The organism is Companilactobacillus nantensis DSM 16982, from assembly GCF_001435815.1.
In the GTDB taxonomy this organism is placed as follows: Bacteria; Bacillota; Bacilli; order Lactobacillales; family Lactobacillaceae; genus Companilactobacillus; species Companilactobacillus nantensis.
Genome location: NZ_AZFV01000032.1, coordinates 1 through 25,277 on the forward strand (window position 1 = coordinate 1; position 25,277 = coordinate 25,277).

Genomic DNA, 25,277 nt, shown 5'->3' on the forward strand with positions numbered 1-25,277 from the left:
GCCATTGCCAATCAATCATGGCGAATGATTAGAACAATGCTTGAATATAAGTGTGAGTGGTATGACAAGAAATTGATTGTTGTAAATCCATTCAAAACCAGTCAATACTGTGCCGAATGTGGCTATGATGATGGTAAACATGAATTGGATATTCGACAATGGGTATGTCCAAACTGCCATTCAAACAATGATCGTGACATCAACGCAAGTAAAAATATACTCAATAAAGGTTTGGAACAAACCTTAGTAATATAGCTATGACCAATGCCAAAGGACTGAAATGTCTGGCGGTAAGTCAAGTGTTCCTAGAAGCTCGGTACTTTAGTGCCGAATAGTTCATCATATTCTTTGTTTCGTCTATAAGCTTATCTCCCATCAAGATTATTGATAAATTAACTATAACGCGGAACCGTTTACATATAAATGATACCAAAATAAAAAGCATTCAATCGACAGATGATTGAGTGCTTTTAAAGTCTAATCTAATTCTTCATCAATAGATGTTTGTGTTTCTTTTACTACAGCAGGTCCCTTGTGACGTTCTTTCAAGAAGTAAATAATTGTCATGACGACTAGGAAGACAACGCCGACTAATAATGAAACGGTTGTTTCAGGATTCATGAACATGAACACTAAAATAATTAGCAGTGAGGCAATGGCTAGATAATTACTGATTGGGTACAAAGGCATTTTGAAAGGATGATCTTTCATTTTGTCATGATTGATTTTTCTAAAACGTAATTCACTGAGTAAGATAACGAACCAAGGTACCATTCCTGGTAGAACACTGGAACTGTACACGATAACGAAAACGTTACTTGAAGTATGTAATAGAAGTGGCAATGAGTAGTTCAAGATGAGACCTATTAAAATACCGATTGAAATTGTCAAAACAGGGATGTAAGGCACATTGTGTTTTGATAATTTAACGAATGACTTAGGTAAATGCTTTTCCAAACCAAGTGTATAAAGCATACGGCTAGAACTGAAGATACCTGAATTACAACCTGACATGGCAGCTGTTAACATAACGAAGTTAATAATTTCGGCGGCAAAAGTGATACCGACTTTAGCAAATGTTTCGACGAAAGGTGAACCAATTGTACCTAACTTATCCCAAGGATAAATTGAAACAATAACGAAAATAGCACCAATATAGAAAATTAAAATACGACCAACGATTGAACGAATGGCACGAACGATATTTTCTTGAGGATTTTCAGCTTCACCAGCAGTGATACCGATAACTTCAATCCCTTGATACGAGGCGACAACAATCGATAATGCAAAGATGAAACCTTTCAGACCACCAGTGAAAAAGCCACCGTTTGTCCAAAGATTACTGATACCAACGGGGTGTCCACCATTACCAACACCAAAGACGATAACGAAGAATCCTAAGATGATCATCATGATAATTGTGAAAACTTTGATCAAGGCGAACCAGAATTCCAATTCACCGTATGCTTTAACTGAAGTTAAATTGGCTAAACAGAGTGTGACGACAACAACGACTCCGGCAATCCATTTGGGCATAGTTGGGAACCAAAATTCCAGATAAGTTCCAACGGCGATAACTTCACTAATACCAACAACTAAGTATTGAAAAACATTACTCCAGGCTGTTAAATAACCAACCACTGGATGTAAATATTCAGTCGCATATTTGGCAAACGAACCAGTTGCAGGATCAACGTATAGCATTTCACCCAAAGCACGCATTACCATATATAGAATTAATCCAGCTAAGGCATAAGCCAACAAGACTGACGGACCAGTCCACTTAATAGTGGATGCAGACCCCATGAATAGACCAACCCCAATGGTTCCACCCAAAGCAATCATTTGCATTTGTCTTGAAGATAAACTGCGGCTTAACTTTTCCTTCGCCATATAAAACCCCACCTTTTATGTTCACATATCCTGAACACTTGTATTTTTTACATGGAATATATCATAACGCAGTATTGTGAAATTGTCATATGTTTTTTCAGAATATAATAAAAAAATTCCTTGATTTCAAATTGATTAATATTTTTGATTATTTTTTTTATTTTGTGATTCAATATAAATTTGTTTATATATATTTACAAATCAGCCTATAAATTAGATAATAACAAGTATTAGTAAAGGAACTTTTGAATCTAAACGATTTGTGCGGGATATGAGGCGGCACTTTACCCTCTATTCCGCATAATTTATCTATAACGGATTTGAAAATTTAATGAGGATAAAATTATGGATATAAATATTTTTATTGAACGTAGAAAGTCGTTAAAAATGTCACAGGTAAAACTGTGCAAAGGCATTTGTACACAGTCGACCTTAAGTAAATTTGAAAACAACGGACACGTACCTTCATTAAATATCTTAAATAAACTTTGTGAACGCTTAGGATTATCAGTCGATGATTTATACAAGAATTCAACTGATTCAACGTCTTACATGCGAACAGTTTTGGAACGAATCGAACGAGAATTCATGATGGAAAGCTATCCAGAAGTGGCTCAGAGTTTGAATGAAATCGATGTTAATACAATTAATAATACGACTTTAAAAATGCAGTATTATTATCAAAAAGGCTTATTTACAGCGTTAACGAATGGGAAATCGGAAGAGATGTTTTTCTACTTTTCACGGATTCTAGATGATTTGGACGAACGACATCAAACAATTTATTCGTACATTGCTTATGTTGGTTTAGGAACATTCTATTTACGAATCAATCAAATTAAAGAAGCTAGTTTTTATTTTGAGAAGGTTGCACAGTATATTGAACAAAATGAAAAAGAATTGTACTCCAAAGATAATGTTAATGCGTATTTACGAATTTTAACGATTGTTTACTTCACTGCTGACTTTTATATTAAAGTGCATGATTATGAAAAGGGCCAAGATATGGTCAATCGGGGCATTAGACTGTGTTCCGAACAACATATGACTTACTATTTGCCACGATTAAAGTTCTTAGCAGCTAAAATAGCCATTGGCAAAGATCGTCCTAAAGAAGAAGTTGATAATTTATTAACCGAATCATCAGCTTTTGCCAAAATCAATCGGAATGAAGTAGTGGAATTACGAATCAATGCTTTAAGAAATGAATATTCTGAGAAAAATAAAAAGGATTCCCAATAGCGGGAATCCTTTTTTGTTAGGCTTGTTTACGTTTGATTGTAAAAATAGCGATAAAGCCGAGAATCAAAAATCCAAGGATTGAATAAATGATGTTGGCATCTTTCGAACCAGTTTGTGGTAGCAGGCTATTTTTCGAATCGTTATTTTGATAAATGGGACTTGGAACCATTGGATTGGCTGGAGTGTAGTCGGTTGTTGTATCCGAGCCACCACCGTTGCCAGTATTGGTTTGGTCACCATTACCACCATTATTGCCGGTGAGTGAACCACCAGGGGTGTCAGTGTTGCCACCGGGAATAGTTGGTGTTCCTGGATTACCAGGAGTCTTGGTTACATTGTGAGTGTTAGTTATCGTTATAACGCCATCAACAACATTTTGGGAACTGCTGTAATCGGGAACGGTATTCTCTTGAACGGTGTATTTTCCATTCTTGTCCAAATCGTTCCACGTGTATGACCAAGCATTGAGTGAACTTAGTGTTATTGGTTGACCAATGATTGTCCCGTTCTTAAGTAGGTGAATCGTTACTTGACTAGGACGTAACTTATCTTGGTTATTTTGATCATTCCAAGATTTTTTAACAGTTAGGTTGGTCTTGTCGTCAGTCGTTGTTGTGGTTGTTGGCGTGTGTGTGTTAGTGATTTGTACATTTGTTGAGCTTGTTGAATCAATATTTGTTGTATAAGAATCAACTTTGTCTTCAGTAATTGTATATGTTGCTGTTTTATCAAGACCAGTGAAGTTGTGGTTCCAATTGTTGGCAGCATTTAGAGTAGCTGAATCAACTTCAGTACCGTTCTTTAATAAATGAACAGTGACATGGTCAGGACGAAGCTTGTCTTGATTATTGTTATCGCTCCAACGTTTAGTAACATTTAAATTCGTTTTATCATCAGGTGTCGTTGTGGTCTTAGGTGTATGTGTATTGATAATTTGTACATTGCTTGCATCAGTTGAATCAATATTTGTCGTATAGTCAGCAACTTTATCTTCAGTGACTGAATACTTTGCACTTTTATCTAATCCAGTGAATTCGTGTGCCCAGTTGTTACTCTCACTGAGGTCAGCCTTATCAACCTCGGTACCATTTTTGAACAAATGTACTGTAACTTTATTAGGACGAAGATTATCTTTGTTGTTATCGTCGCTCCAAACCTTTGTAACGTTTAGGTTAGTTGTATTTTCAGTTGGAGTAGTTGTCGTTGTTGGCGTGTGAGTATTAATAATCTTAACGTCAGTTGGCACGCTGTCGTCGATTGTAGTTGTGTAGCTATCAACTGGATCCTCGGAAATGGTGTACTTTGCATCTTTATCTAATCCAATGAAGTCGTGTTTCCAGCTGTTTGAATCATTAAGTTTAACAGAATCGACTTTTGTCCCGTCTTTTAGTAAATTCACAGTGACGTAGTCAGGACGAATGTTGTCTTTGTTGTTATCATCGCTCCAAGTTTTTGAAACTTGTAAGTGAGTATTATCAGTGGTTTTTAAAGTATTGGTAATCGTTGCGTTTGTATCATCATCAGAGACGACAGGTTGGGAATCATATCCAGGTACTTTAACCTCGGCAACTGAATAGTGGATAGGATTGCCAGATTCATCATTCTTGTCTAAGTCATTCCAAGTGTAAGTCCATTTATCATTAGCATCAGGAGTGATGGTTACAGGATCACCAACAGGAGTATCTTCATCCTTTATTAATTGAACAGAGATGTTATCAGGTCGTTTGGTATTGCCGTTATCGTTCCAAACTTTATTGACCGTGAAGTTACGTGTGGATTTGTTATAGGTATTAATAATAGTCTGTTCGGTATCATCCGCATTTGGCTTACCAGGTGTTACAGTATAATCACCCAGATCCGTGGTTTCTTCTGCGGTATAAGTGATTTCATTCTTATCAGCATCAAACTTTGGTAAATCATTTTTGCTACCGAAAGTGTAGCTCCAGTAATTATCAGAGTTCAAAGTGGCAGATTTACCAGTATCCTTTCCATTGGCGTAAAGTTCTACTTTAACCTCAGTAGGACGACTAGATTCATGATTGGTATCTTCCCATTTCTTTGTAACTTTAAACGTTGTTGTCAAAGTATTAGTAATGGTTTTATCCAAATCGTTACTATTATTTATTGGCTGAGATGCAATATAATTCTCTGGCCCAGACCACCAAACGGTGCCATCGTCATTGGAGTCATAACCAGTTTTGTTATAACCAATTTCTGAAACGCTCCAATTACCATTCGATGGTAAATTTCCCCAAGTATAAGTCCAATTATTTTTTTCACTCAAAGATACGTAGTTTGTCGCTGGTATACCGGGACCATAAGCAGCAACTATAACAGATTTGGGTCGTTGACTATATTTGTCATTTCCATCATTCCAAACCTTAGTGACCTTCAGTTTAGATAAAACGTTGGTAATATCATGACTGGTCAAATCAGGAATGGATGTGAAACCAGCAACAGGGGTTTCTTGAACGGTATAATTATAAAGATTACCGGCACTGTCATACTTAGGTAAGTTGTTGAAAACATATGACCAGTTGGTATCAGCGGTAACTGTTTTTGAAGCTAGTGGTGTTACTGAATTACCATTTTGAATCAAGTTAATTGTAACGGAATCAGGAATCTTTGTTCCGGCAGGAACGTTCCAAATCTTGTGTCCCATAATCGAAGTTACTTGGTCACCATCGTGGGCATCACTTCCGAGCGTTGTATTCGGTTGATTGATAGTAATGTTTTGTAGTTCATCTTTATTGGAAAGTAAGTCACCAGTATTTGAATATGAAGATGACTTGTCGTCTAAATTAACAATTTTAGTGTAATAAGTAATAATTGCAGTTTTAGTAAGGTCATCGTTACCGAAGTTAACCGTAAATCCCTCTTTAGTAGGTGTAGCCTTTATGTCAGCAAATTTATTATCGACATCATTAGTAATATTTCCAGTTGCATGGTCAGCCGTAGCTGAATTAACAGTGATGGGATGATCAGTATCATTTAATAAAGTCTGATTTTTACCTAGAGTGTCGTTATAAACGGCATCATGAATTGTTTCACCTTTGTAGTTAACACGAACGGTCCATTGAATGATATCGCCGTTTTCTACATAACTTCCGTACTTGTAAAGAATTTCATTAGGATCTGTTACGGCAGCCTGTCCGACTGAAGCACTTCCGGTTGACTCAGTATTACTTGTCGCTGCACCATTGACATTCCAATCAATCGGAACCTTTTGATGTTCCTGGACCAAGTTTAAATTCCAACTAGTGCTGACATAAAACGAACCTGTAACGGGTCCAGTCTTAGATTTGTTGGCAGCATAACTGTTGAAAGTTACGGTAACAGTTCGAGCGGTCTTATTTAATGTTGCTGTACCAATTTGTTTACCACCGGGTATTTCTGTTACTGGTTGTGGCGCAGTGACATCACCGGTGATAACTAATTGATCAGGTACTTTAACGGTAATTGTATCATTTTCGTTAACGCCGCCTTTTGGAGTAGCGAATTCCCAGTAAGCTCGGATAGTATCATATGGATCGAAGCTATCTTGAGTTTTACCCTCAGAATTTTGTAATTGAACTTTAGTAATAAGTTGGTTTCCCCAATCTTTGGCTGCCGTTTGATCACTATTTGTTACAGCTGTAGCCTCTGGGGTGGAACTAGTATCTGCTTTAACAATGTTACTTGAGCTGGTCATAAAAACAGACAGGATTATGATCAGTAGACTAAATATGTTATTTCCCTTTTTAAACATATTTAATTATCTCCTCACTGAATTATTCCTCAATAATTCAAAAATCATTACATCATTCATTTTACTCTTTTTATGAAATATATTATGAAAATGATAGACAAGCTTAATAATCAACCATTTATTTCTATATTATAATTACTATATCTACAATAATTTGGAGGAAAACCATGGCTACACTGGAAGTAAAGAATCTGCACGTTGAAATTGAAGATGAAGAGAAAAAGACTAAAAAGGAAATCCTAAAAGGTGTCGATCTGAAAATGAAGACTGGCGAAATTCATGCCATCATGGGACCTAACGGAACTGGTAAGTCGACTTTGTCACAAACAATTATGGGTCAAAAAAAGTATCACGTGACTAAAGGTGATATTTTGTTGAACGGCGAAAGTATTTTGGATATGCCTGTCGATGAAAGAGCTCGTAAGGGTTTGTTTTTAGCTATGCAATATCCAGCTGAGATTCAAGGTGTGACGAATGCTGAATTTTTACGTGCGGCTATTAACGCTCGTCGTCCTGAAAATGACAAGATTTCAGTGATGGATTTTCTCAAAGAACTTGATAAAAATCTAGAGCTACTGGATATGAGTCAGTCGATGACTGAAAGATACCTTAATGAAGGCTTTTCCGGTGGTGAAAAGAAGCGTAATGAAATCCTCCAATTATTAATGATTAAACCTAGTTTTGCTTTACTTGATGAAATCGATTCTGGTTTGGATATTGACGCCCTCAAAGTAGTTTCTAAAGGTGTAAATTCGATGCGTGGAGCAAACTTTGGTGCGCTGATTATTACGCATTACCAACGCTTGTTAAATTATATTCAACCTGATGTGGTACATGTAATGATGGGTGGTCGGATTGTGAAAAATGGTCCCGCTGAGCTTGCTTTGAAGTTGGAAAATGAAGGGTATGCTGGTTTACGTGATGAATTAGGTCTCGACGTTAAATTGGTTGATGAGGATTAGGAGGTAGCGTTATGACGCCGGATAAATTAGTACAAATCGCTACTGAGAACAATGAACCTGCTTGGTTCGTTGAAAAAAGACGTATGGCTTTAGATGTGATGGATGAATTGCCAAGGCCCACAATCCAAAGATTCGATTTTCATAATTGGCAAATGACACCAGACGTTTCCAATCGAATTACTACAACGGTAACGCCTAATAAAGATTACGAATTAATGGATATTTTTGATGCTATTAATGAATATCCAGAATTGTTGCAAAAATATTATATGCAAAAGGTTATTAAACCAGATGAAAATAAATTTACGGCGTATCATACAGCTTTTTTGAATCAAGGAATTGTGTTACGTGTTCCAAAGAATACAGTGATTGAAAAACCAATTGAAATTAATTTAGTACAAGATTCAGTGACACCATTTGTTTCTCATGTTTTGATTATCGCTGAAGAGAATAGTCAGTTTTCATTTATTCAAAAAATGACAACGACTGGTAATCAAGCGGCTGTGGCTAATTGTATTGTCGAAATTGTGGCTAAAGATAATAGCAATATTCGATATGCGGCAGTTGATGAATTAGGAGAGAACGTCACATCTTATTTAAGCCGTCGAGCTTATGTCGGACAAAATGCTTATGTCGATTGGTCAATAGGATTGATGAATACTGGCAATACGGTGGCCGACTTTGACACTGACCTTTATGGAGAAGGTGCACACGCTGAAATCAAAGTCGTTGATATTACTTCAGGTCGTCAACAACAAGGTGTCAATACACGAGTAACTAACTATGGCAAGCATTCGATTGGTCATATTAATCAACGTGGGGTAATTATGGATCGGTCACACTTAATTTTTAACGGTATCGGTCATATTATCCACGGAGCTTCAGGTGCGAATGCCGAGCAACAAAATCGTGTTTTAATGATGTCCAGTAAAGCTCATGGGGATGCTAATCCGATCCTTTTGATTGATGAAAATGATGTCATAGCAGGACATGCTGCTAGTGTCGGACAGGTTGATCAAAAGCAACTGTATTACTTGATGAGTCGTGGAATTGATAAAAAGACTGCTGAAAGAATGGTTATTCGAGGATTCTTAGGCGATGTGCTGGTGTCGATTCCATCTAAAATAATTCGTGAACAATTAGTTCAAACGATTGAGAGGAAGTTGGAAAATGGACAACAAGTTTCAGAAAATTCGTAATGATTTTCCAATTCTCAAGCAAAAAGTAAATGATGAGCCATTAGCTTATTTAGATAACGCCGCTACTAGTCAAAAACCACAGGCAGTGATCGATGAAATTGTCCGTTATTATCAAAATGACAATGCCAATACTCATCGCAGTGTTCATACCTTGGGTGAGCGGGCAACAGAAGAATATGAAGAAGCTCGAGGCAAAGTCCAAAAATTTATTAATGCACCAGAAAGTCGTGAAATTATTTTTACTAAGGGAACGACTGACAGTTTAAATTTGTTGGCTGCAACTTATGGGGAAACTAATATTAATGCTGGCGATGAAATTGTCGTGTCTTATATGGAACATCACAGCAACTTGATTCCCTGGCAACAACTAGCTTTACGCAAGCACGCAACCTTGAAATATATTGAATTAACCGCCGATGGTCAATTAGATATGGATGATGCAAGTCGAAAAATCACTGACAAGACTAAAATCGTTGCGATTGCCCATGTTAGCAATGTCCTAGGTGTAACCAATGATATTAAAAAATTAGCTGCTATCACTCATCAACATAACGCCGTTATTATTGTAGACGGAGCACAAGCCGTCCCTCACCAGCCAGTTGATGTTCAAGCATTGGATGTCGATTTTTATGCCTTCTCAGGTCATAAAATGTTAGGACCAATGGGTATCGGCGTATTGTATGGTAAAAGCAAACTTTTAAATGCAATGCCACCATACCAATATGGCGGTGAAATGATTAATTTTGTTGAAAAATATCAAAGCACTTGGACAGATATTCCGTGGAAATTTGAAGCAGGTACACAAAATGTTATTGGGGCGATTGGTTTAGGTAAAGCTATCGATTATTTAACGGAAATAGGCATGCAAAATATTGCCGATTATGAACATGAACTAGTGTCGTACGCACTACCTAAAATGTTAGGAATTCCTGGGATAACAGTATACGGACCACATGATTCCACTGTTCACAACGGCGTTATATCATTTAACCTTACCAATTTACATCCACATGATTTAGCAACTGCTTTGGATATGGACGGCGTAGCAGTCAGAGCGGGACATCATTGTGCCCAACCGTTGATGAAATATCTTGGCGTAGTAGCAACTGCTCGGGCTAGTTTTTATTTTTACAATAATCGCGCCGATGTTGACCAATTATTGCAAGCAATTCAAGAGACAAAGGAGTTTTTCAAAGTATGAGTTTGTCAGGGTTAAATAGTTTATACCGTGAAATGATATTGGACCATTCAGAGCATCCACATCACAAACACAAATTGGAAAATTCGACGAATAAAGTGACTTTGAAAAATCCAACTTGTGGCGATGTTATCAATTTGGAAATCAATGTGAGTGATGAGAAAATTACTGATATTGGGTTTACAGGTGAAGGTTGTACGATCAGCCAATCTTCAGCCAGTATGATGACCGATGCGGTCTTAAGCAAAACAATTACTGAAAGTTTAGAAATGGCTCAAATATTTTCGGACATGGTAATGGGCCAAAAACGTTCGGCTGAAGACCTAGAAAAGCTTGGCGATGCAGCAATCTTATCTAGTGTGATGCAATTTCCAGCTCGAATAAAATGTGCCACGCTTTGCTGGTGGGCTTTGAGAAAATCATTAGGAGAAGAAGTCGATGATTGATTTAAATAATTCAGATTATGAGTATGGGTTTCACGATGATATCAAGCCTAAATATTCGACTGGCCGTGGTTTAACTGAAGAAACAGTACGCCAAATTTCTGCTGAAAAAAAAGAACCACAGTGGATGTTAGATTATCGTTTGAAATCATATGCGCTTTATAAAAAATTACCAATGCCAAATTTTGGCCCTGATTTATCAGACCTTGATTTGGAAAATATGTACTATTATCAAAAAATGACTGATAAAAAATATCGGGACTGGGACGATGTACCCGATAAAATGAAAGAAACTTTCGATCGTTTAGGAGTCCCTGAAGCTGAACGGAAATATCTCGGTGGTTCGTCAGCGCAATATGAATCAGAAGTTGTTTATCACAATATGCGGACTGAATTTAAAAAAATGGGAATTTTATTTACCGATACCGATACAGCTTTGAAGGAATATCCCGAGTTGTTTAAGAAGTGGTTTGGTAAGTTAGTTAAACCAACTGACAATAAGTTTGCGGCATTGAATGCGGCTGTTTGGTCAGGTGGATCCTTTATTTATGTACCAAAGGGAGTTCGCTGTGATATTCCAATTCAGTCATATTTCCGTCTGAACTCAGAAAATTCAGGTCAATTTGAAAGAACATTGATCATTGTTGATGAAGGTGCCAAAGTTGATTACGTTGAAGGTTGTACAGCACCTAATTATTCATCAGACAGTTTGCACGCTGCGGTAGTTGAGGTTAATGTCCAAAAGGATGCATATTGCCGTTATACAACGATTCAAAATTGGTCTGACAACGTTTATAGTTTGGAAACTAAACGAGCTGCCGCCGATGAGAATGCCACGATGGAATGGGTTGATGGTAATTTAGGTTCAAAGGTGACAATGAAGTATCCGAGCGTTTACTTGAACGGAGAAAACGCCCGCGGGACCATGTTGTCGATTGCCGTTGCCAGCAATGGAATCCATCAAGATTCAGGTGCTCGTATGATTCATAACGCTAGAAATACTTCAAGTTCAATCGTGTCAAAGTCAATTGCCCAAACAGGTGGATCGGTTGATTATCGAGGAACAGTCAGATTTGGTAAACATTCTGACGGATCAAAAGCGCACGTTGAATGTGACACGATTATTATGGATGATGAATCGTCGTCAGATACAATTCCATATAATGAAATTGATAATGCCAACGTTTCAATGGAACATGAGGCGAGAGTTTCCAAGATTTCTGAAGAACAACTGTATTACTTGATGAGTCGAGGAATTTCAGAGGCCAAGGCAACAGAAATGATTGTGATGGGATTTGTGGAACCATTTACCAAGAAATTACCAATGGAATATGCGGTGGAATTGAATCGATTGATTAGTTATGAGATGGAAGGGTCGATTGGATAAACTGTAAATTACTCTGTATCTAAATTTGTTATAATACTCATGAATATAATTCATTGAGGGACACATAATACTATGGAAGAAAAGAAAACCAAAAAAGGCCAAGTTATGGATGCTTTAGGTAAAGTGATTGATCCGGAACTTGGTATTGATATTGTTAATTTGGGTCTCATTTATGAGGTCGAAATTGAAAATGACCAAAGAGCTATTATTACCATGACTTTGACAACGATGGGCTGCCCATTGAGTGATATGTTGAATGATTCCATAAAAAAAGCGGCCGAATCAGTTACTGGCATTGAAGAATGTGAGATTCAACTAGTTTGGTACCCAATATGGAATATTGGCAAGATGAGCCGTTATGCTCGCGTTGCATTAGGTGTTCCAGAAGGGTTTGGAATTTAGATAAAAGTTCCATACTTTAGGAAAAAATCAGGCAATATCAAAGCGTTTAAGACTAAAAATAATATTTTTAAGATAGTTCTTGAAACATATGTTTGACTAAACTAGTATTTAGTTTGAGCACAAGAGAATACGGAGGGTTTATTTTGAAAAAGAGTACATCATTACTACTAAGTGGAATTTTAGTTTCAGGTATGGTACTTGGAACAATTGTTACACCCGCAACAGTGCACGCATCAGACGATGCTGCAGCCGTTACACAAGCAGATACGGACGTTAAAAATTCAGTAACTTATTATGATAGAAGTGGCGCTACAGTTGGTGCAGCTACAGAAATAACTGGAACTAAGGGTGCTAAAATCACAGCCGTTCCTGATGGCTTTGCCTTGGCAGATGGAGAGACAGCTGTTTTCGGAGATGACGGGGCCAAAGTTGGTGTCAAAATCACACCAATGGTTTCTGTAAAAGTTAACTTTGTTGATCAAAATGGTAACCTTGTAAAGACTGATACAGTCAACGGTGGTGATGGAAATGCTTATACACTTTCAACACTACCTGCTGGTTGCTCATGGCCTACAGATGCCAATAAGACGATCACTTTGGAAAAAGACAAAGAATACAATGTTAAAGTTAACCGCCAAGTAACAAACACAGTTATTTTCAAGACTGCTGACGATACTGAAGCCGGAAGAACACAAGTCTTTGGTCAAAAAGCTGGCGATAAAGTAACTTTGACAGCTGATCAAATTCCTGCTGGCTATACAGTTAACAGCAACGACCTAACACTTCAAAGCGATGGCAATACACAATTTATTACTGTTACTAAGAATGTTGAAGGAATTACACCATTTACAGCTACTGTCAGAGTAGGTTCTTCAGCAACCACTTTGTACAAGGTTGATGGCAAGGAACTCACAGATCGTTTATTAGGACCTAATAGTGATTGGAAGACAGCCAACAAGTTAGTTCTTAATGGCAAAGCTTATTATCAAGTTGCTACAACTGAATGGGTTCCAGCTGACAAAGTAACTGTTGTATCTCAAACAGACAATAATACAGATACTAACTCGACTGTGGAAAAAGCTGATAGAAAGACAGTTACAACCAAGAATGTTTCTTACACACCACTTTATGATGGTAATGGTAAGGCCGTTACTAACCGTGGTTTAGGAGCAAGTTCTGCTTGGGCAACTGATCAAATGCAAACAATCAATAATGTTAAATATTATCGTGTTGCTACAAATGAATGGCTAAAAGCATCAGACTTAGCCTAAATTTTATAAAGTTAAAGACCATGAATCAATCCGTTTATGATTCGTGGTCTTTTTTTGTCTAAAAATTGAATTAGTAAAGAAAATTTACAATTATCATAATGAGTAGTAAATGATTTAAAAATTGCGCTTTTATTTATTAAATAAAACTAAGAAAACGTAGTTTCCATAATTAAATTCTTATATGTATATAAAAACAAGTGGTTGGAATATAATTACATAATTGTTATTAAATTAATAAAAAACTCAACGAATTTTAAATATGTGATTTATTTATTGCTAAAAATTTTACGATGTAATATATTAGCCTTACCTTATTGAGAAAGTAAGGAACTATTTTTTTTCGGAGGGAAAAGATATGAAATTAGGTAAGACTTTAATTATTACAGGACTATTGTTTTCAAGTGTTTTGGGGAGTGTAAATGTAAATAATATTACTGCCATGGCAGCTGTAGAATCAGGAGATAGTGGAACAACTGCACCGGAAGCAAAGAGAACCGTTTCTATTAGCTATGTAGACAGTCATGATAATGCAATTACAGATACTGAATTTTTAGGTAGTGCAAAAGGATCAGTAGATATTTCAAAAAATGCTACAAGTTTTTCTACAAGTGAGTTGAAATTACCAGTAAACTATAAGACAGTAAACGATACAGAAAAAGATACAATTTCAGTAGAAAATACTACAACTGCAAGGAAAGTACAAGTTGAAAATATCGAAAAGAAGACTGTAAAAGCTCAGTATCAAGATGCCACAGGAAAAGAAATTACAAATCCTGGTTTAAATGATACTCGTTCATTAATCAATCCAACAAAACAGGTTACAGCAAGTAATTTAGATGCTGTATCTGGGTATGAATTTTTAAAGTATGATGCCGAAAAAGATGTTGTTATTTTTCAAGCAATAACTAAAGCAAACGTTCAAATTTTATTTATTGATGGCAAGGGTAACTTGTTGAATGTAAAAAGAGGACAAGTAGCTAATAAAAATATTTCTGAGTTGGTCTCTGATAAAGAAGTTACAGCCCCTAATGGATATGTAGTATCCTCGGGTCAAAATGTTGTTATAGCAAGTGCATCAGCAGATAATAATACGACCGTTTATTCCGCAAAAATCAAAATTGAACCTAAGGCTACGGTATCAACTCATAAGGTAGGACACCGTGGTGGATATACTGTCCAAAGAGTACGTATCTCATTCATCGACCAAGATGGAAATGAAGCAGGTTACCAACAACTAAATGGTAAAGATACATTCTCAGCAAAAATTGCAGCACCAGTTGGCTACTCACTTGTTAACTCAAGTGACGCAACAATCAAGTTCGACAAAAAAGGTAACAAAGACATCAAAATAAATGTTACTAAAAACAAACCAACACCAGTAATGTCAGAAGGTATCGTTACAACAAACAGTGGCGAATACTTCCACCTATATACCATTGAAGGTAAAGATATTACAAACCGTGGTCTAAGTGGCGATTCAAAATGGTACACAGACCAATATGCAACAATCAACGGTGAAAAAATGTATCGTGTTGCTACAAACGAATGGGTTAAAGCAACTGACGTTTACAAATAAGCTTTATTTTGCAAAATAAGGCCAAACAAAAAGCCAATCCAACTCGGACTGGCTTTTTTGCTATCGCTAGAAGTATTGCAACAAGTCAGCCTCGGTCAACTTGCTCTTTTCTTCTTGATTCAAATCTAAAATAATTTCACCTTTCTTCAAAACAATCAAACGATTACCATACTTCATTGCATCTGAAAGGTCATGTGTGATCATCATACAAGTTAATTCTTTTTCCAAAATAATACGGTTAGTTAATTCCATCAAGTCTTTACTTGTTTGGGGATCTAGCGCCGCTGTATGTTCATCTAACAACAGTAATTCAGGTCGTTGGATAATTGCCATCAGGAAGCTTAATGTCTGTCTTTGACCACCTGAGAGCTTATCTGTAAAAGTATTTAAACGATTATCTAAGGTAGGTAAATTAGAAATTAATTCTTGAAATTCTGCCATATGACTCTTCAAGTCACGTAATCTTAAACGTCTAGGCAAGCCACGTCTTTTAGCCAACAATAAATTTTCAGCCACCGTCATTCGTGGAGCTGTACCAGATTTAGGATCTTGATAAACTCGACTGATGTGACGGCTACGTTTAGCTAAATTTTCACTTGTAATATCATCGCCATTCAAAAGAATTTGACCAGATGTTAATTGATTAGTTCCAGTAATAGCGTCCAACAAAGTTGATTTACCAGCACCGTTTGTTCCCAAAACAACTAAGAAATCTTTAGGATTGATGGTTAAATTGATGTTATTTAAGATGTTTAAATTGTCATCGTCGTTATAAATTGTCTTAACGGCGTCTTTAATTTCTAGTAATGGTTTCATTTAGTTTTAACCCCGTTTCGCAAAGTCTTTAGGAATTGGGCACGAATCGTTGGTAGAGCCAAGCAGAGTGCCAAGATGATAGCTGAGATAAGTTTCAAGTCGTTAGTGTTGAAGCCTAATTGAAGCACGATCATTAAAATTAAACGGTAGACGATACTACCAATAACGACGGTAATTAAACGAACACTTAATGGAACGTCTGGGTAAATAACTTCACCTATAATAATAGCTGAAAGGCCGATAACGATGACACCGATACCCATGTTGACGTCCGCAAAACCATTTTGTTGAGCAATTAGGCCACCAGTTAAGGCAACGATTCCGTTTGAGACCATTAAACCGATAAATTTCATAACAGTTGTATTGATACCAAGGGATGCGGCCATTGTTTCGTTATCACCAGTTGCGATAACAGCCTGACCTTTTTCAGTATTTAAGAAGATAATCAATAGGAAGATAATCAAGGCGATGATGATAATTCCTAAGATGATACCGTTAAAATTAGTTGGTAATTTATCTAAACCGAATTGGTTAAAAATGTTGGCTGATTTAGTCAATGACATGTTAGCTTTACCAAGAATACGTAAGTTGATTGAGTAAAGAGCAGTCATTGTTAAAATTCCGGCTAATAAGATGGGAACATTGAGTTTAGCGTATAAAAAGGCTGTGGCGAATCCTGCTAAACATCCAAAAATAAAAGCGATGCAAAGTGCGTAGATAGTTGAATGACCACTTTGAATTAAACTGACAGCTGTGACAGCTCCTAAAGGAAAACTTCCTTCAACGGTCATATCAGGAAAGTCCAAAATTCGGAAGGTAATGAATAATCCAATGGCCATGATTGACCAGATGAAACCTTGACTTATAGTAGAAACGATTAAATTCATTTGATGATTTGTCCTTTCTTTTGAGCTTCCTTAACGAGTGAGTCTGGGAATTGAATGTTGAGTTTTTGAGCCATCTTTTCGTTTAACATTAGATGACCTTTCTTCATGAAGGTAACAGGTGTTGTAGCAGGATCTTCTTTGTGTTGTAAGATACGAACGACGTGTTTACCAGTTTCTTCACCGAGTTCATATTGGCTCAAACCGACAGTTGCTAAGCCACCATCTTTAACCATGGTTGTAGCAGCAGGGAAAACTGCAATATTTTGTTTAGCAGCGATTGATGAAAGTAACTTCATACCAGATGCGACAGTGTTATCGGTTGGAACGTAGATTGTTTGAACGCCCTCGGCTAAAGCTGTCCCGACTTGTTGAATATCGTTCACTGAATTGATACTAGAAACTTTAACAGTTAAACCTTGTTTCTTGGCTAAAGTTTGCATCTTCTTCATTTGACTAGTAGCAGAAGCATCACTTGATGTGTAAATGATACCGATTGTTTTCAAATTAGGAATGACTTGTTTCATTAAATCCAATTGAGCTTCTAGTGGAGCTTGGTCAGAAACGCCAGTGATATTGCCACCTGGTTTGTTGTTGTTAGTAATGATTCCAGCACCTTCTGGATCAGTAACGGCACCCATGACGATTGGAATTTTTGAAGTAGCGTTTTTCAATGATTGGACGGAAGGAGTAGCAATTCCGACTGCTACATCAACGTTATCTTGAACGAACTGTTTACTGATAGTTCTTAGATTACTTTGATCCCCTTGAGCATTTTGAAATTCAATTTTGACGTTCTTGCCGTCAATGTAACCATTATTCTTCAAAGTGTCATCAATACCCTTATTGATTTGGTCTAAGGCTGGATGTGACATTAATTGAAGTACCCCAACTTTGGGAATGGCGTTTTGCTTTTGTGTATCAGCACGCCCCGTGTAAAAGTATGCAAAAATTAAAAACATTGCTAGTGCTGCAAGTGTTGCGTAAAGTCTTCTCGTGTGTTTCATCGTAATATCCCCCAAATTAAAAAGGCAACCCCATACATTGTGGGATTGCCTTAAAAAATAAAATACCCACATGGCTAAATTTTAAGAAAAATTTTCCATGCGGGCTTTGAAATTATCATAGTTTAATAAGCCGACACGGATTCAATCCTATTCAGACTGAATCCATCTCGGACCAATCTGAGTTATCGGCTTTGCCAACGAATATTCACGATGTTTAGAGAGTTAATAGATTTCATAATGACTGTTCTCCTAACAAATTGATGTCTCAAATATATTTCAACAGACAACGATTGTCAACTACAAATTTGTAATACGAAAATTATTAAATATTTTCTGAAAAAACATATAATGTAGGGAAGAGCAGAAATGCGAGGAAAATTTATGAAAAAAAATTTACGAATACTGTTAATTGTCGGGTTGATTGTAGCTTTTGTGACCGGATTAACGTATTTTGACAGTTTCATGTACCATGATCCAGTAATGAAAGTTGAACAAGTTAAGAATCTGGACCGCAGTACCTCAACTGATGAATATAAGAATACCGATACACAAATTACCCAACGAGTAACAGGTAAGTTATTAAATACATCAAATAAAGGACAGACTGTTTCGTTTAAAAATACGTATTATCGGTCTCAACTAACTGATACCAAATATAACGTGGGCCAACAAGTGATTTTAACGAAAGGTTATAATCCCAAGAATGTTAAACGTGATACGGTTTTAGTTTTCACGGTTGGCTTAGTAGTCTTCTTGTTGTATTGCATGAAATTTGACCGCCGGAAGTTATTTATTAGTGTGTTAATTAATATCGCAATTTTTTATGGATTTATGCAAATTATTATTCAAAAACATAATAGTGTTCTATTACCGTTGACCGTTATAACGGCGTTACTAATATCTGCAACGGCCTTGCTAGTTATTTTAGGACCGACGTATCAAGCGTTGATGGCATATTCAAGTACGATTATTGCGACTACGGCAGCGTTAGTGTTAAGTGTTTTTGTACTGGGGATGTCCGGTTATAGTGGCGTCCATGTGGAGTTAAATGATTTCGAATTACAGCCGTATAAAGGGGTCTTTTTTGCTCAAGTCATCTTTAGTGTCCTGGGTGTAATTCTTGATGAAACAATGGATATTTCTTCGTCCTTAATTGAAATGAAAAAAGAATTAACAGATGTTAAAGAATCAACATTATTTAAATCAGGTATCAATATTGGTCGAGAATTAATTGGACCCTTAATTAATATTCTGCTATTTATTGTGATTGCTGAAAATCTCAATGTGGTTTTACTTTATTTAAGTAATGGCAACTCAATTGGCTACACAATGGAAATGACTTTAAGTCTTGGTATCACTCAGCTTTTGATCAGTGGAATCGGAATTATTTTGACGGTGCCTGTGACCAGTTTGATTGCTAGTAAAGTAATTACAAAGAAGGTGCAATAATGTTGTATTTATTCTTAACCTTCGTCGTTTTGTTATTGATGGTGACGGGTACGCGTGGTTTCACATTGTTATTTGGATTAGGAATCAACATTTTTTCAATTATTGCCTTGTTGATTTTAATTGCGGATGGCTTCAATGTTTTGATTACAACAGGTGTCATTGCCATGGTTATCTTAGTAGTGGCAATTTATATGAACGTTGATAATCCCAACACTGCCAGTACCGCATTCAAAACGTCCTTGCTAATAATGGTTGTCATTTTACTAATTACGATTCCATTGGAATTTTGGGCCAGTGCTCAAGGAATGGCGGCGGAAAATCAGGATGAACTAGAAGGTTTTTCATTAGCTGCCGGTATTTCCTATCCTCAATTAGCCATTTCGATTATTGTCATTAACAGTTTAGGTGTTATCTCGGAAACTAGTGTTGCTATCACAAGTGGTTTAAATGAAATCGTTGAAAATAAACCCACTTTAACACCAACTGAAATTTTTGATGATGGCTTTTCAGTCGGAAATAAAATTTTGAATACGCAAACTAATACATTATTGTTTAATTTTTTTGCGTCAACGTTCCCATTATTTTTCGTTATCCATTCGTTAGGATATAAGTTTACTGAGATATTGAATGATAAATTAGTCGTAGCGGAGATTTTAACCACTTTGATATGCACGATTGGGGTTATTTTGACTGTGCCGATTACTTCGTATTTGGTTTACCGCAAGGCCAATAGTAAGGTAAAAAAAGATACTAAATAACTTTGTGACCGATAACAGGATTGCTGAAACCGTTGTCATAAATCGTTAATCCTCCTAGAATAGATGTAATGATTAAAAGGGGGAGTTTAACTAATGGCATACAGTGATTGGTGGAAGAAATCGGTAGTTTATCAAGTTTATCCAAGAAGTTATCAAGATAGTAATGGCGATGGTATCGGTGATTTGCCTGGTTTAACAAGTCGGTTACCTTATATTAAGGATTTAGGCGCAGACGTAATTTGGTTAAATCCAATTTACAAGTCTCCAGATAAGGATAATGGCTACGATATTAGTGATTACCGTAGTATTCAACCAGCCTACGGAACAATGGATGATTTTGACAAGATGTTGCAAGAAGCTCATGTTTTAGGTCTCAAAATTATCATGGATTTAGTTGTTAACCATACTTCTGACCAAAATAAATGGTTCCAAGAGAGTAAGAAGTCGAAGGATAATCCATATCGTGATTATTATATTTGGCGTGATCCTGTTGATGGACATGCTCCAAACAATTGGGGTTCATACTTTAATGGCTCGACTTGGAAATTTGACGAAACAACTGGTCAATATTATTTACACTTATTTGCTGATGGTCAACCTGATTTAAATTGGGAAAATCCGCAAGTTCGTGATGAAGTTTGGAACGTTATGCGCTTTTGGCTAGATAAGGGTGTCGATGGTTTTAGAATGGACGTTATTAATTTGATTTCTAAACCTGCTGGATTGCCTGATGGTCCCAAAGCTCCTAATGAAAAATACGCTGACGTTGGTAAAGTTGTCGCTGATGGACCCCGTTTGAATGAATTTCTCCAAGAGATGAATCAAAAAGTTCTTTCAAAGTATGATGTGATGACTGTTGGCGAAATGCCTGATTCTACCCCTGAAGATGCAATTAAATATACTGGACTTGATTCGCATGAGTTGCACATGGTTTTCCAATTTGATCACGTTGGCTTAGCTGGTAATGCTGATAAACGTTTAGGTAAATGGAACGATGCGCCTATCAAATTAGTTGAATTAAAAAAATCTTTGAGTAAGTGGGAAACTGAGCTTAATGGCAAAGGTTGGAACAGTTTGTATTGGAATAATCACGATCAACCACGAGCCGTTTCACGATTTGCCACGGATGATCCTAAGTATCGGGTCAAAGCAGCTAAGATGTTAGGAACAACTCTACATATGATGCAAGGAACACCTTATGTTTATGAAGGCGAAGAGCTTGGTATGACAAATGTTCATTACACTAAGCTTTCGCAATATGAAGATTTGGAATCTTTGAACGCATATCATGAATTCGTTGATGATGAAAAAATTGTTGATGCCGATTCAATGTTGAAGTATTTGTCATATAAATCACGTGATAATGCTAGAACGCCTATGCAATGGGATGAAAATAAAAACTCCGGATTTACGAGTGGTAAACCATGGTTTGAATTGAATCCTAACTTCAAAGAAATCAATGCACGGGACCAAATTGAAGATAGTAAATCAGTTTTCAGTTACTATAAGAAATTAATTGATTTACGTCATAACAGTGACTTAATTGTTTATGGTGATTATGAGCTATTGGATCCTGAAGAAGAACAAGTCTTTGCTTACAAACGTCGTTATAACGATGAAACTTTGTTAGTAATCAGTAACTTTACAAAGGAACAAGTAACTCGTGATTATGGTCAGTCTAAAGGTAAACTATTGATTGGCAATTACGATGATGATTTAGATATGGAAATTCGTCCTTATGAAAGTAAGGTCTATTTATTTAGATAAGTAGTTTGAGAGAGTGTGACAAAACATGGTCAGCTTTCGAGCATTAAGGCAAATAAACCTAGTAACCCGATTTGGGATTGCTAGGTTTATTTGTTTTAAGCGGAAAAAGTTATGTTTTGTTGCACGTTTATGCTGCATGCTTAAGGATAAAAATAGTTTTGTCACAGTTTGTTTCTTTGTGCTTAGAAACTTTGCTAGGTATTGCACAACATTCAGTCTAATATCATCTTTAAAAGAGGGTATATAAAAATTAAATTTGGTGAACATCTAAAGATTAAGCATCTTATCGGTGTTTTAAGTGGAGTAATTTTTGGATTAATAGTGATTGCAATTGCATTGAAGACAAAAAAATAGAAAAGCCAGCTGACTTTTCTATTTTTTTTCGGCTAATTTTTCAGCCATTTTACCATCGGGGTAGACAGTTAAGGTATCAGCTTTACCAGTAAATAAAACTAATCCCGGCTTGGCACCCTTTGGTTTATGTAATTGTCGTACTTTCAAAACATCAACAGGAACTTGCTTCAAACCACGTCCTTTACTGTAATAAGCAGCTAAACTAGCAGCCTCTAGCAAAGTTTGTTCACTCGGATCGACACTGTGAATGACAACGTGTGAGCCAGCCAATTCGCTGACATGCATCCAGTAATAGTCCTTTTTAGCTGTCAATGTTAGGTGGTCATTTTGAACGCTGTTTTTACCGACTTCGACGAGGACTTTATCGGTTGTATAAAAACGGCGGGGATGAGCTGGTTCGGGAGCCTTTGATGAGTGTAAGACCTCAGTTTTAATAGCATCTTCGTCAATTAATTGTTTCTTGATTAACTTTGCTTGTTCCTCGTCGCCAGGATTAAAGTTAGCTTGACGTTGGATTTGTTTGTCTAGATTTGCTTCAGCTTGGACTAAATGTTGTTTAATCGTATCCAACCCTCGTTTATCACGGTGATATTGGTGAAAATATTCTTCCGCGTTTTCCATGATAGATTTTTTGCCATCTAGGTAAATTGTTAAATTTTTTCCGGGATGGTTGTAATCAGGTAAAATTGTGTAACCTTTTTGTGGGTCAATTTGGTTAACATAAGTTTTCAAGAGGGTACCTTTAACTTGCAAAACTTCGGCATCTCCAACTCGTTTAGCAGCTTTCTTTAATGAAGTAATTTGTTTATGTGTGTGATTGATTTGCCACTTCATAGCTTCGATAACTTCAGTAGTAGTTGATTCTGACATGTTTGGACCTCAATTCATAACGTTGTAACTTAATTATAGACCAAAAAAGGAGCTCTAGTTTGACTAGAACTCCTTACCAGCTAGTTCAGCTTTGGCATAAGCGTGATCTAGGATTTCAATGGTGTGCATTGGATCTTTGTCCATACCTTCGGCAAAAACGCCTGAATAGTCATCGACACCCATCATGTGGAGCATCGTTTGTAAGTATTGGTCACCCAAATCGTAAATCATTGAGTCATTTTGAATTAAATCGTTGTGATAGTTACCACCGCTTGCTTGCAAATGAATAGCTTTCTTACCATGTAAATCACCGATTGATAAACCTTCAGAATTGTAATGGAAAGTTTGACCAGCTTGCATAACCATATCAATGTAGCTCTTCATTTCAGCAGGGATGAAGAGATTGTACATTGGATTGACAAAGACGTATTTGTCGGCATTAACAAATTCTTCTAACCATTGTTTTCTTGATTCGCTAAAACGAATTTCGTCAGGTGTAAAATCACTTTTGGCAAGATTTTTATTATAGATTGAAATGGCTAGTTTGTTTAATCTGAAAGGCATATATTCAGAAATATTATGAACGACAATTTCGTCATTGGGATTTTTGGCAGTATATGAATTAATAAAGTGTTTGTAAAGCTCGTGTGTTGAAGAACCCTTGGCAGTTTCGGGGTGAGCATAGATTACGAGTACTTTTGGCATATTAAGGAAAGCCCCTTTCTACAAATTTACTTCTATTATATATCGAATTAAAAAAACAAACTCAAAATTGTATGAGTTTGTTTAATTTAGGAAGGAAATATATTTAAAAACTAAATCGTTCCGGATTTGCTGTTAGCAGTCGACAACTGGCCATTAATATAATTATATGATTGAGTTATATTTTTATTGAGAGAGGAAATATGAAATTAATTGTGCCGATAGATAACCTGTATTAAGTCGACTGTAACAGCAAATTCAAAATGGTTAATTTTTAATATGTATGACTATGTGAATTACTTATCACGCTTGGCAGGCATGATTTGTGCTTCACCTTCAGTGACTTTGTCACCATTTTGATTAGTTACAACTGTTGATAAAGTAGCGATTTGGAAGTGTGCTTTTTGATCAATCTTTTCAACAGTAACTGTAGCTACGAGAACATCTCCGAAATAAACTGGTTTGTCGAATCTCAAAGATTGGTTTAAATAAATGGCTCCGGGTCCAGGCATTTTTGTACCTAAACAAGCTGAAATCATACCGGCAGAAAGCATACCGTGCGCAATACGTTTGTGGAATTGTGTTTTCTCAGCGAATTCTTGATCCATGTGCATGGGGTTGTAATCGCCAGTAACCTTAGCAAAGGTATCAACATCTTCTTCAGAGATACGTTTGGAAACTGATCCACTCATACCTACTTTTAATTCGCCCTCATAAAGTATCTTATATTCTTTCATCAAAAAGCCTCCTACAAAGCTATGTGCCTTAATTCACATTCATCATAGTCTGTAATCGCTTACATATGAAATACGGATTACTTATAGACTATATAACTAAACGAAATGGATATACATTTGTGAAAGAACTCGCCATATTTCTGTAAATTTACATCAGTCAATTGATTTCGATTATCAGAAAGTATGCAATTATAAACCAAATTCTGAAGTTTACATAATCTTGGCTTTTTGAATAAGCATACATTTGTAAGCACCATTTTATCGAATCGTAAGGACATATGTATTAGTTCAGCTTAATTAGCATTATTCATTGCTGATTAAAAACTATCCTGTTAGAATATGTGTGTAATAAAAAAGCAGACCAAATGGGGTCTGCTAGCAATTCCGCTAACGCGGTAGCCGATTTAGCTAAAAATAAGCCGAGACCTGCCAGTCAATGGGGCTTATTTTTTTAGCGCTAATATCCATATTTTCATCCACATAATTATTTTTGTTAAATATTACAAGAGCAAAAAAAGTTATGCAGAAAATCGAAGATTGGAATAAAACAATCACTAGGATTTAAGCTAAAATTCAAGCTTAATTAGCGTTATTCATTGCTGATTAAAAACT

General features: G+C 36.4%; 21 protein-coding genes. 13 read left to right on the plus strand and 8 right to left on the minus strand.

The features are described from left to right. A partial coding sequence (locus FD31_RS11625; RefSeq protein WP_157049167.1) for an RNA-guided endonuclease InsQ/TnpB family protein occupies positions 1-255 on the plus strand: 255 nt, incomplete at its 5' end. Between the two features lie 222 nt (positions 256-477). Here FD31_RS11625 and FD31_RS11630 read toward each other — a convergent pair. Next, positions 478-1,893: an amino acid permease gene (locus FD31_RS11630; RefSeq protein WP_057892953.1), complete on the minus strand. Its 1,416-nt coding sequence runs from the start codon at positions 1,891-1,893 to the stop codon at positions 478-480. A gap of 345 nt (positions 1,894-2,238) precedes the next feature. Here FD31_RS11630 and FD31_RS11635 point away from each other — a divergent pair, with 345 nt between their 5' ends. Beyond that, positions 2,239-3,135 carry a helix-turn-helix domain-containing protein gene (locus FD31_RS11635; protein ID WP_057892954.1) on the plus strand — a complete coding sequence of 299 codons (897 nt, stop codon included), beginning with the start codon at positions 2,239-2,241 and terminating at the stop codon, positions 3,133-3,135. Positions 3,136-3,151: 16 nt separating this feature from the next. On the opposite strand, the gene FD31_RS11640 is transcribed toward FD31_RS11635, so the two are convergent. Continuing rightward, positions 3,152-6,883 carry a Cna B-type domain-containing protein gene (locus FD31_RS11640; protein WP_057892955.1) on the minus strand — a complete coding sequence of 1,244 codons (3,732 nt, stop codon included), beginning with the start codon at positions 6,881-6,883 and terminating at the stop codon, positions 3,152-3,154. A gap of 167 nt (positions 6,884-7,050) precedes the next feature. On the opposite strand from FD31_RS11640, the gene sufC reads away from it, so the two are divergent. The 8 genes from sufC (at position 7,051) to FD31_RS11680 (ending at position 15,321) form a co-directional block, all read left to right on the plus strand. Beyond that, positions 7,051-7,845: a Fe-S cluster assembly ATPase SufC gene (gene sufC, locus FD31_RS11645; protein ID WP_057892956.1), complete on the plus strand. Its 795-nt coding sequence runs from the start codon at positions 7,051-7,053 to the stop codon at positions 7,843-7,845. Positions 7,846-7,856: 11 nt separating this feature from the next. Beyond that, positions 7,857-9,044, plus strand: a complete 1,188-nt coding sequence (gene sufD / locus FD31_RS11650; RefSeq protein WP_057892957.1) for a Fe-S cluster assembly protein SufD — start codon at positions 7,857-7,859, stop codon at positions 9,042-9,044. Further along, a complete protein-coding gene (locus FD31_RS11655; RefSeq protein ID WP_057892958.1) occupies positions 9,016-10,245 on the plus strand; it encodes an aminotransferase class V-fold PLP-dependent enzyme in 1,230 nt (409 codons plus the stop codon). Before sufD ends, FD31_RS11655 begins: the two co-directional genes overlap by 29 nt. Next, positions 10,242-10,688 (plus strand): Fe-S cluster assembly sulfur transfer protein SufU, encoded by a 447-nt coding sequence (sufU, locus tag FD31_RS11660; RefSeq protein WP_057892959.1) that lies wholly within the window; start codon positions 10,242-10,244, stop codon positions 10,686-10,688. Before FD31_RS11655 ends, sufU begins: the two co-directional genes overlap by 4 nt. Further along, the gene (gene sufB / locus FD31_RS11665; protein WP_057892960.1) at positions 10,681-12,072 is read left to right on the plus strand and encodes a Fe-S cluster assembly protein SufB; all 1,392 of its coding nucleotides are present in this window, start codon (positions 10,681-10,683) and stop codon (positions 12,070-12,072) included. The genes sufU and sufB overlap by 8 nt, the downstream gene beginning before the upstream one ends. 72 nt (positions 12,073-12,144) lie before the next feature. After that, positions 12,145-12,474: a metal-sulfur cluster assembly factor gene (locus FD31_RS11670; RefSeq protein ID WP_057892961.1), complete on the plus strand. Its 330-nt coding sequence runs from the start codon at positions 12,145-12,147 to the stop codon at positions 12,472-12,474. Positions 12,475-12,617: 143 nt separating this feature from the next. Then, positions 12,618-13,745 (plus strand): SLAP domain-containing protein, encoded by a 1,128-nt coding sequence (locus FD31_RS11675; RefSeq protein ID WP_057892962.1) that lies wholly within the window; start codon positions 12,618-12,620, stop codon positions 13,743-13,745. Positions 13,746-14,100: 355 nt separating this feature from the next. Beyond that, entirely contained in the window at positions 14,101-15,321 is a 1,221-nt protein-coding gene (locus FD31_RS11680; RefSeq protein ID WP_057892963.1) for a hypothetical protein, read from the plus strand. A gap of 66 nt (positions 15,322-15,387) precedes the next feature. Here FD31_RS11680 and FD31_RS11685 read toward each other — a convergent pair whose 3' ends face one another. Genes FD31_RS11685 through trpX form a run of 3 tightly spaced genes read right to left on the minus strand, consistent with a single transcriptional unit; the run spans position 15,388 to position 18,028 of the window. After that, the gene (locus FD31_RS11685; protein WP_057892964.1) at positions 15,388-16,137 is read right to left on the minus strand and encodes an ABC transporter ATP-binding protein; all 750 of its coding nucleotides are present in this window, start codon (positions 16,135-16,137) and stop codon (positions 15,388-15,390) included. Further along, on the minus strand, positions 16,134-17,024 hold the full coding sequence (locus FD31_RS11690) for an ABC transporter permease (RefSeq protein ID WP_057892965.1): 891 nt from the start codon (positions 17,022-17,024) through the stop codon (positions 16,134-16,136). Before FD31_RS11690 ends, FD31_RS11685 begins: the two co-directional genes overlap by 4 nt. Further along, positions 17,021-18,028, minus strand: a complete 1,008-nt coding sequence (trpX, locus tag FD31_RS11695; protein WP_057892966.1) for a tryptophan ABC transporter substrate-binding protein — start codon at positions 18,026-18,028, stop codon at positions 17,021-17,023. Before trpX ends, FD31_RS11690 begins: the two co-directional genes overlap by 4 nt. Positions 18,029-18,409: 381 nt before the next feature. Here trpX and FD31_RS11700 point away from each other — a divergent pair, with 381 nt between their 5' ends. From FD31_RS11700 to FD31_RS11710, 3 genes are all read left to right on the plus strand, one after another. Continuing rightward, positions 18,410-19,477, plus strand: coding sequence for a YibE/F family protein (locus FD31_RS11700; RefSeq protein WP_057892967.1), 1,068 nt, complete (start codon positions 18,410-18,412; stop codon positions 19,475-19,477). Continuing rightward, positions 19,477-20,235, plus strand: coding sequence for a YibE/F family protein (locus FD31_RS11705; protein WP_057892968.1), 759 nt, complete (start codon positions 19,477-19,479; stop codon positions 20,233-20,235). The genes FD31_RS11700 and FD31_RS11705 overlap by 1 nt, the downstream gene beginning before the upstream one ends. A gap of 93 nt (positions 20,236-20,328) precedes the next feature. Further along, positions 20,329-22,002 carry a glycoside hydrolase family 13 protein gene (locus FD31_RS11710; RefSeq protein WP_057892969.1) on the plus strand — a complete coding sequence of 558 codons (1,674 nt, stop codon included), beginning with the start codon at positions 20,329-20,331 and terminating at the stop codon, positions 22,000-22,002. Positions 22,003-22,374: 372 nt separating this feature from the next. Here FD31_RS11710 and FD31_RS11715 read toward each other — a convergent pair whose 3' ends face one another. The 3 genes from FD31_RS11715 to FD31_RS11725 form a co-directional block, all read right to left on the minus strand. Next, positions 22,375-23,226, minus strand: coding sequence for an NFACT RNA binding domain-containing protein (locus tag FD31_RS11715; protein WP_057892970.1), 852 nt, complete (start codon positions 23,224-23,226; stop codon positions 22,375-22,377). 63 nt (positions 23,227-23,289) lie between these two features. Further along, entirely contained in the window at positions 23,290-23,931 is a 642-nt protein-coding gene (locus FD31_RS11720; RefSeq protein WP_057892971.1) for an FMN-dependent NADH-azoreductase, read from the minus strand. A 293-nt stretch (positions 23,932-24,224) separates the two neighbouring features. Beyond that, the gene (locus FD31_RS11725; RefSeq protein ID WP_057892972.1) at positions 24,225-24,665 is read right to left on the minus strand and encodes a MaoC family dehydratase; all 441 of its coding nucleotides are present in this window, start codon (positions 24,663-24,665) and stop codon (positions 24,225-24,227) included. Positions 24,666-25,277 lie beyond the last annotated feature (612 nt).

Coding starts and splice junctions, on each gene's coding strand:
- FD31_RS11710 (WP_057892969.1), top strand. CDS start 20,329: ATGGCATACAGTGATTGGTGGAAGAAATCGGTAGTTTATCAAGTTTAT.
- FD31_RS11720 (WP_057892971.1), bottom strand. CDS start 23,931: ATGCCAAAAGTACTCGTAATCTATGCTCACCCCGAAACTGCCAAGGGT.
- sufB (WP_057892960.1), top strand. CDS start 10,681: ATGATTGATTTAAATAATTCAGATTATGAGTATGGGTTTCACGATGAT.
- FD31_RS11635 (WP_057892954.1), top strand. CDS start 2,239: ATGGATATAAATATTTTTATTGAACGTAGAAAGTCGTTAAAAATGTCA.
- FD31_RS11670 (WP_057892961.1), top strand. CDS start 12,145: ATGGAAGAAAAGAAAACCAAAAAAGGCCAAGTTATGGATGCTTTAGGT.
- FD31_RS11630 (WP_057892953.1), bottom strand. CDS start 1,893: ATGGCGAAGGAAAAGTTAAGCCGCAGTTTATCTTCAAGACAAATGCAA.
- FD31_RS11715 (WP_057892970.1), bottom strand. CDS start 23,226: ATGTCAGAATCAACTACTACTGAAGTTATCGAAGCTATGAAGTGGCAA.
- FD31_RS11685 (WP_057892964.1), bottom strand. CDS start 16,137: ATGAAACCATTACTAGAAATTAAAGACGCCGTTAAGACAATTTATAAC.
- FD31_RS11655 (WP_057892958.1), top strand. CDS start 9,016: ATGGACAACAAGTTTCAGAAAATTCGTAATGATTTTCCAATTCTCAAG.
- FD31_RS11680 (WP_057892963.1), top strand. CDS start 14,101: ATGAAATTAGGTAAGACTTTAATTATTACAGGACTATTGTTTTCAAGT.
- FD31_RS11705 (WP_057892968.1), top strand. CDS start 19,477: ATGTTGTATTTATTCTTAACCTTCGTCGTTTTGTTATTGATGGTGACG.
- FD31_RS11690 (WP_057892965.1), bottom strand. CDS start 17,024: ATGAATTTAATCGTTTCTACTATAAGTCAAGGTTTCATCTGGTCAATC.
- sufD (WP_057892957.1), top strand. CDS start 7,857: ATGACGCCGGATAAATTAGTACAAATCGCTACTGAGAACAATGAACCT.
- trpX (WP_057892966.1), bottom strand. CDS start 18,028: ATGAAACACACGAGAAGACTTTACGCAACACTTGCAGCACTAGCAATG.
- FD31_RS11640 (WP_057892955.1), bottom strand. CDS start 6,883: ATGTTTAAAAAGGGAAATAACATATTTAGTCTACTGATCATAATCCTG.
- FD31_RS11700 (WP_057892967.1), top strand. CDS start 18,410: ATGAAAAAAAATTTACGAATACTGTTAATTGTCGGGTTGATTGTAGCT.
- FD31_RS11725 (WP_057892972.1), bottom strand. CDS start 24,665: ATGAAAGAATATAAGATACTTTATGAGGGCGAATTAAAAGTAGGTATG.
- sufC (WP_057892956.1), top strand. CDS start 7,051: ATGGCTACACTGGAAGTAAAGAATCTGCACGTTGAAATTGAAGATGAA.
- sufU (WP_057892959.1), top strand. CDS start 10,242: ATGAGTTTGTCAGGGTTAAATAGTTTATACCGTGAAATGATATTGGAC.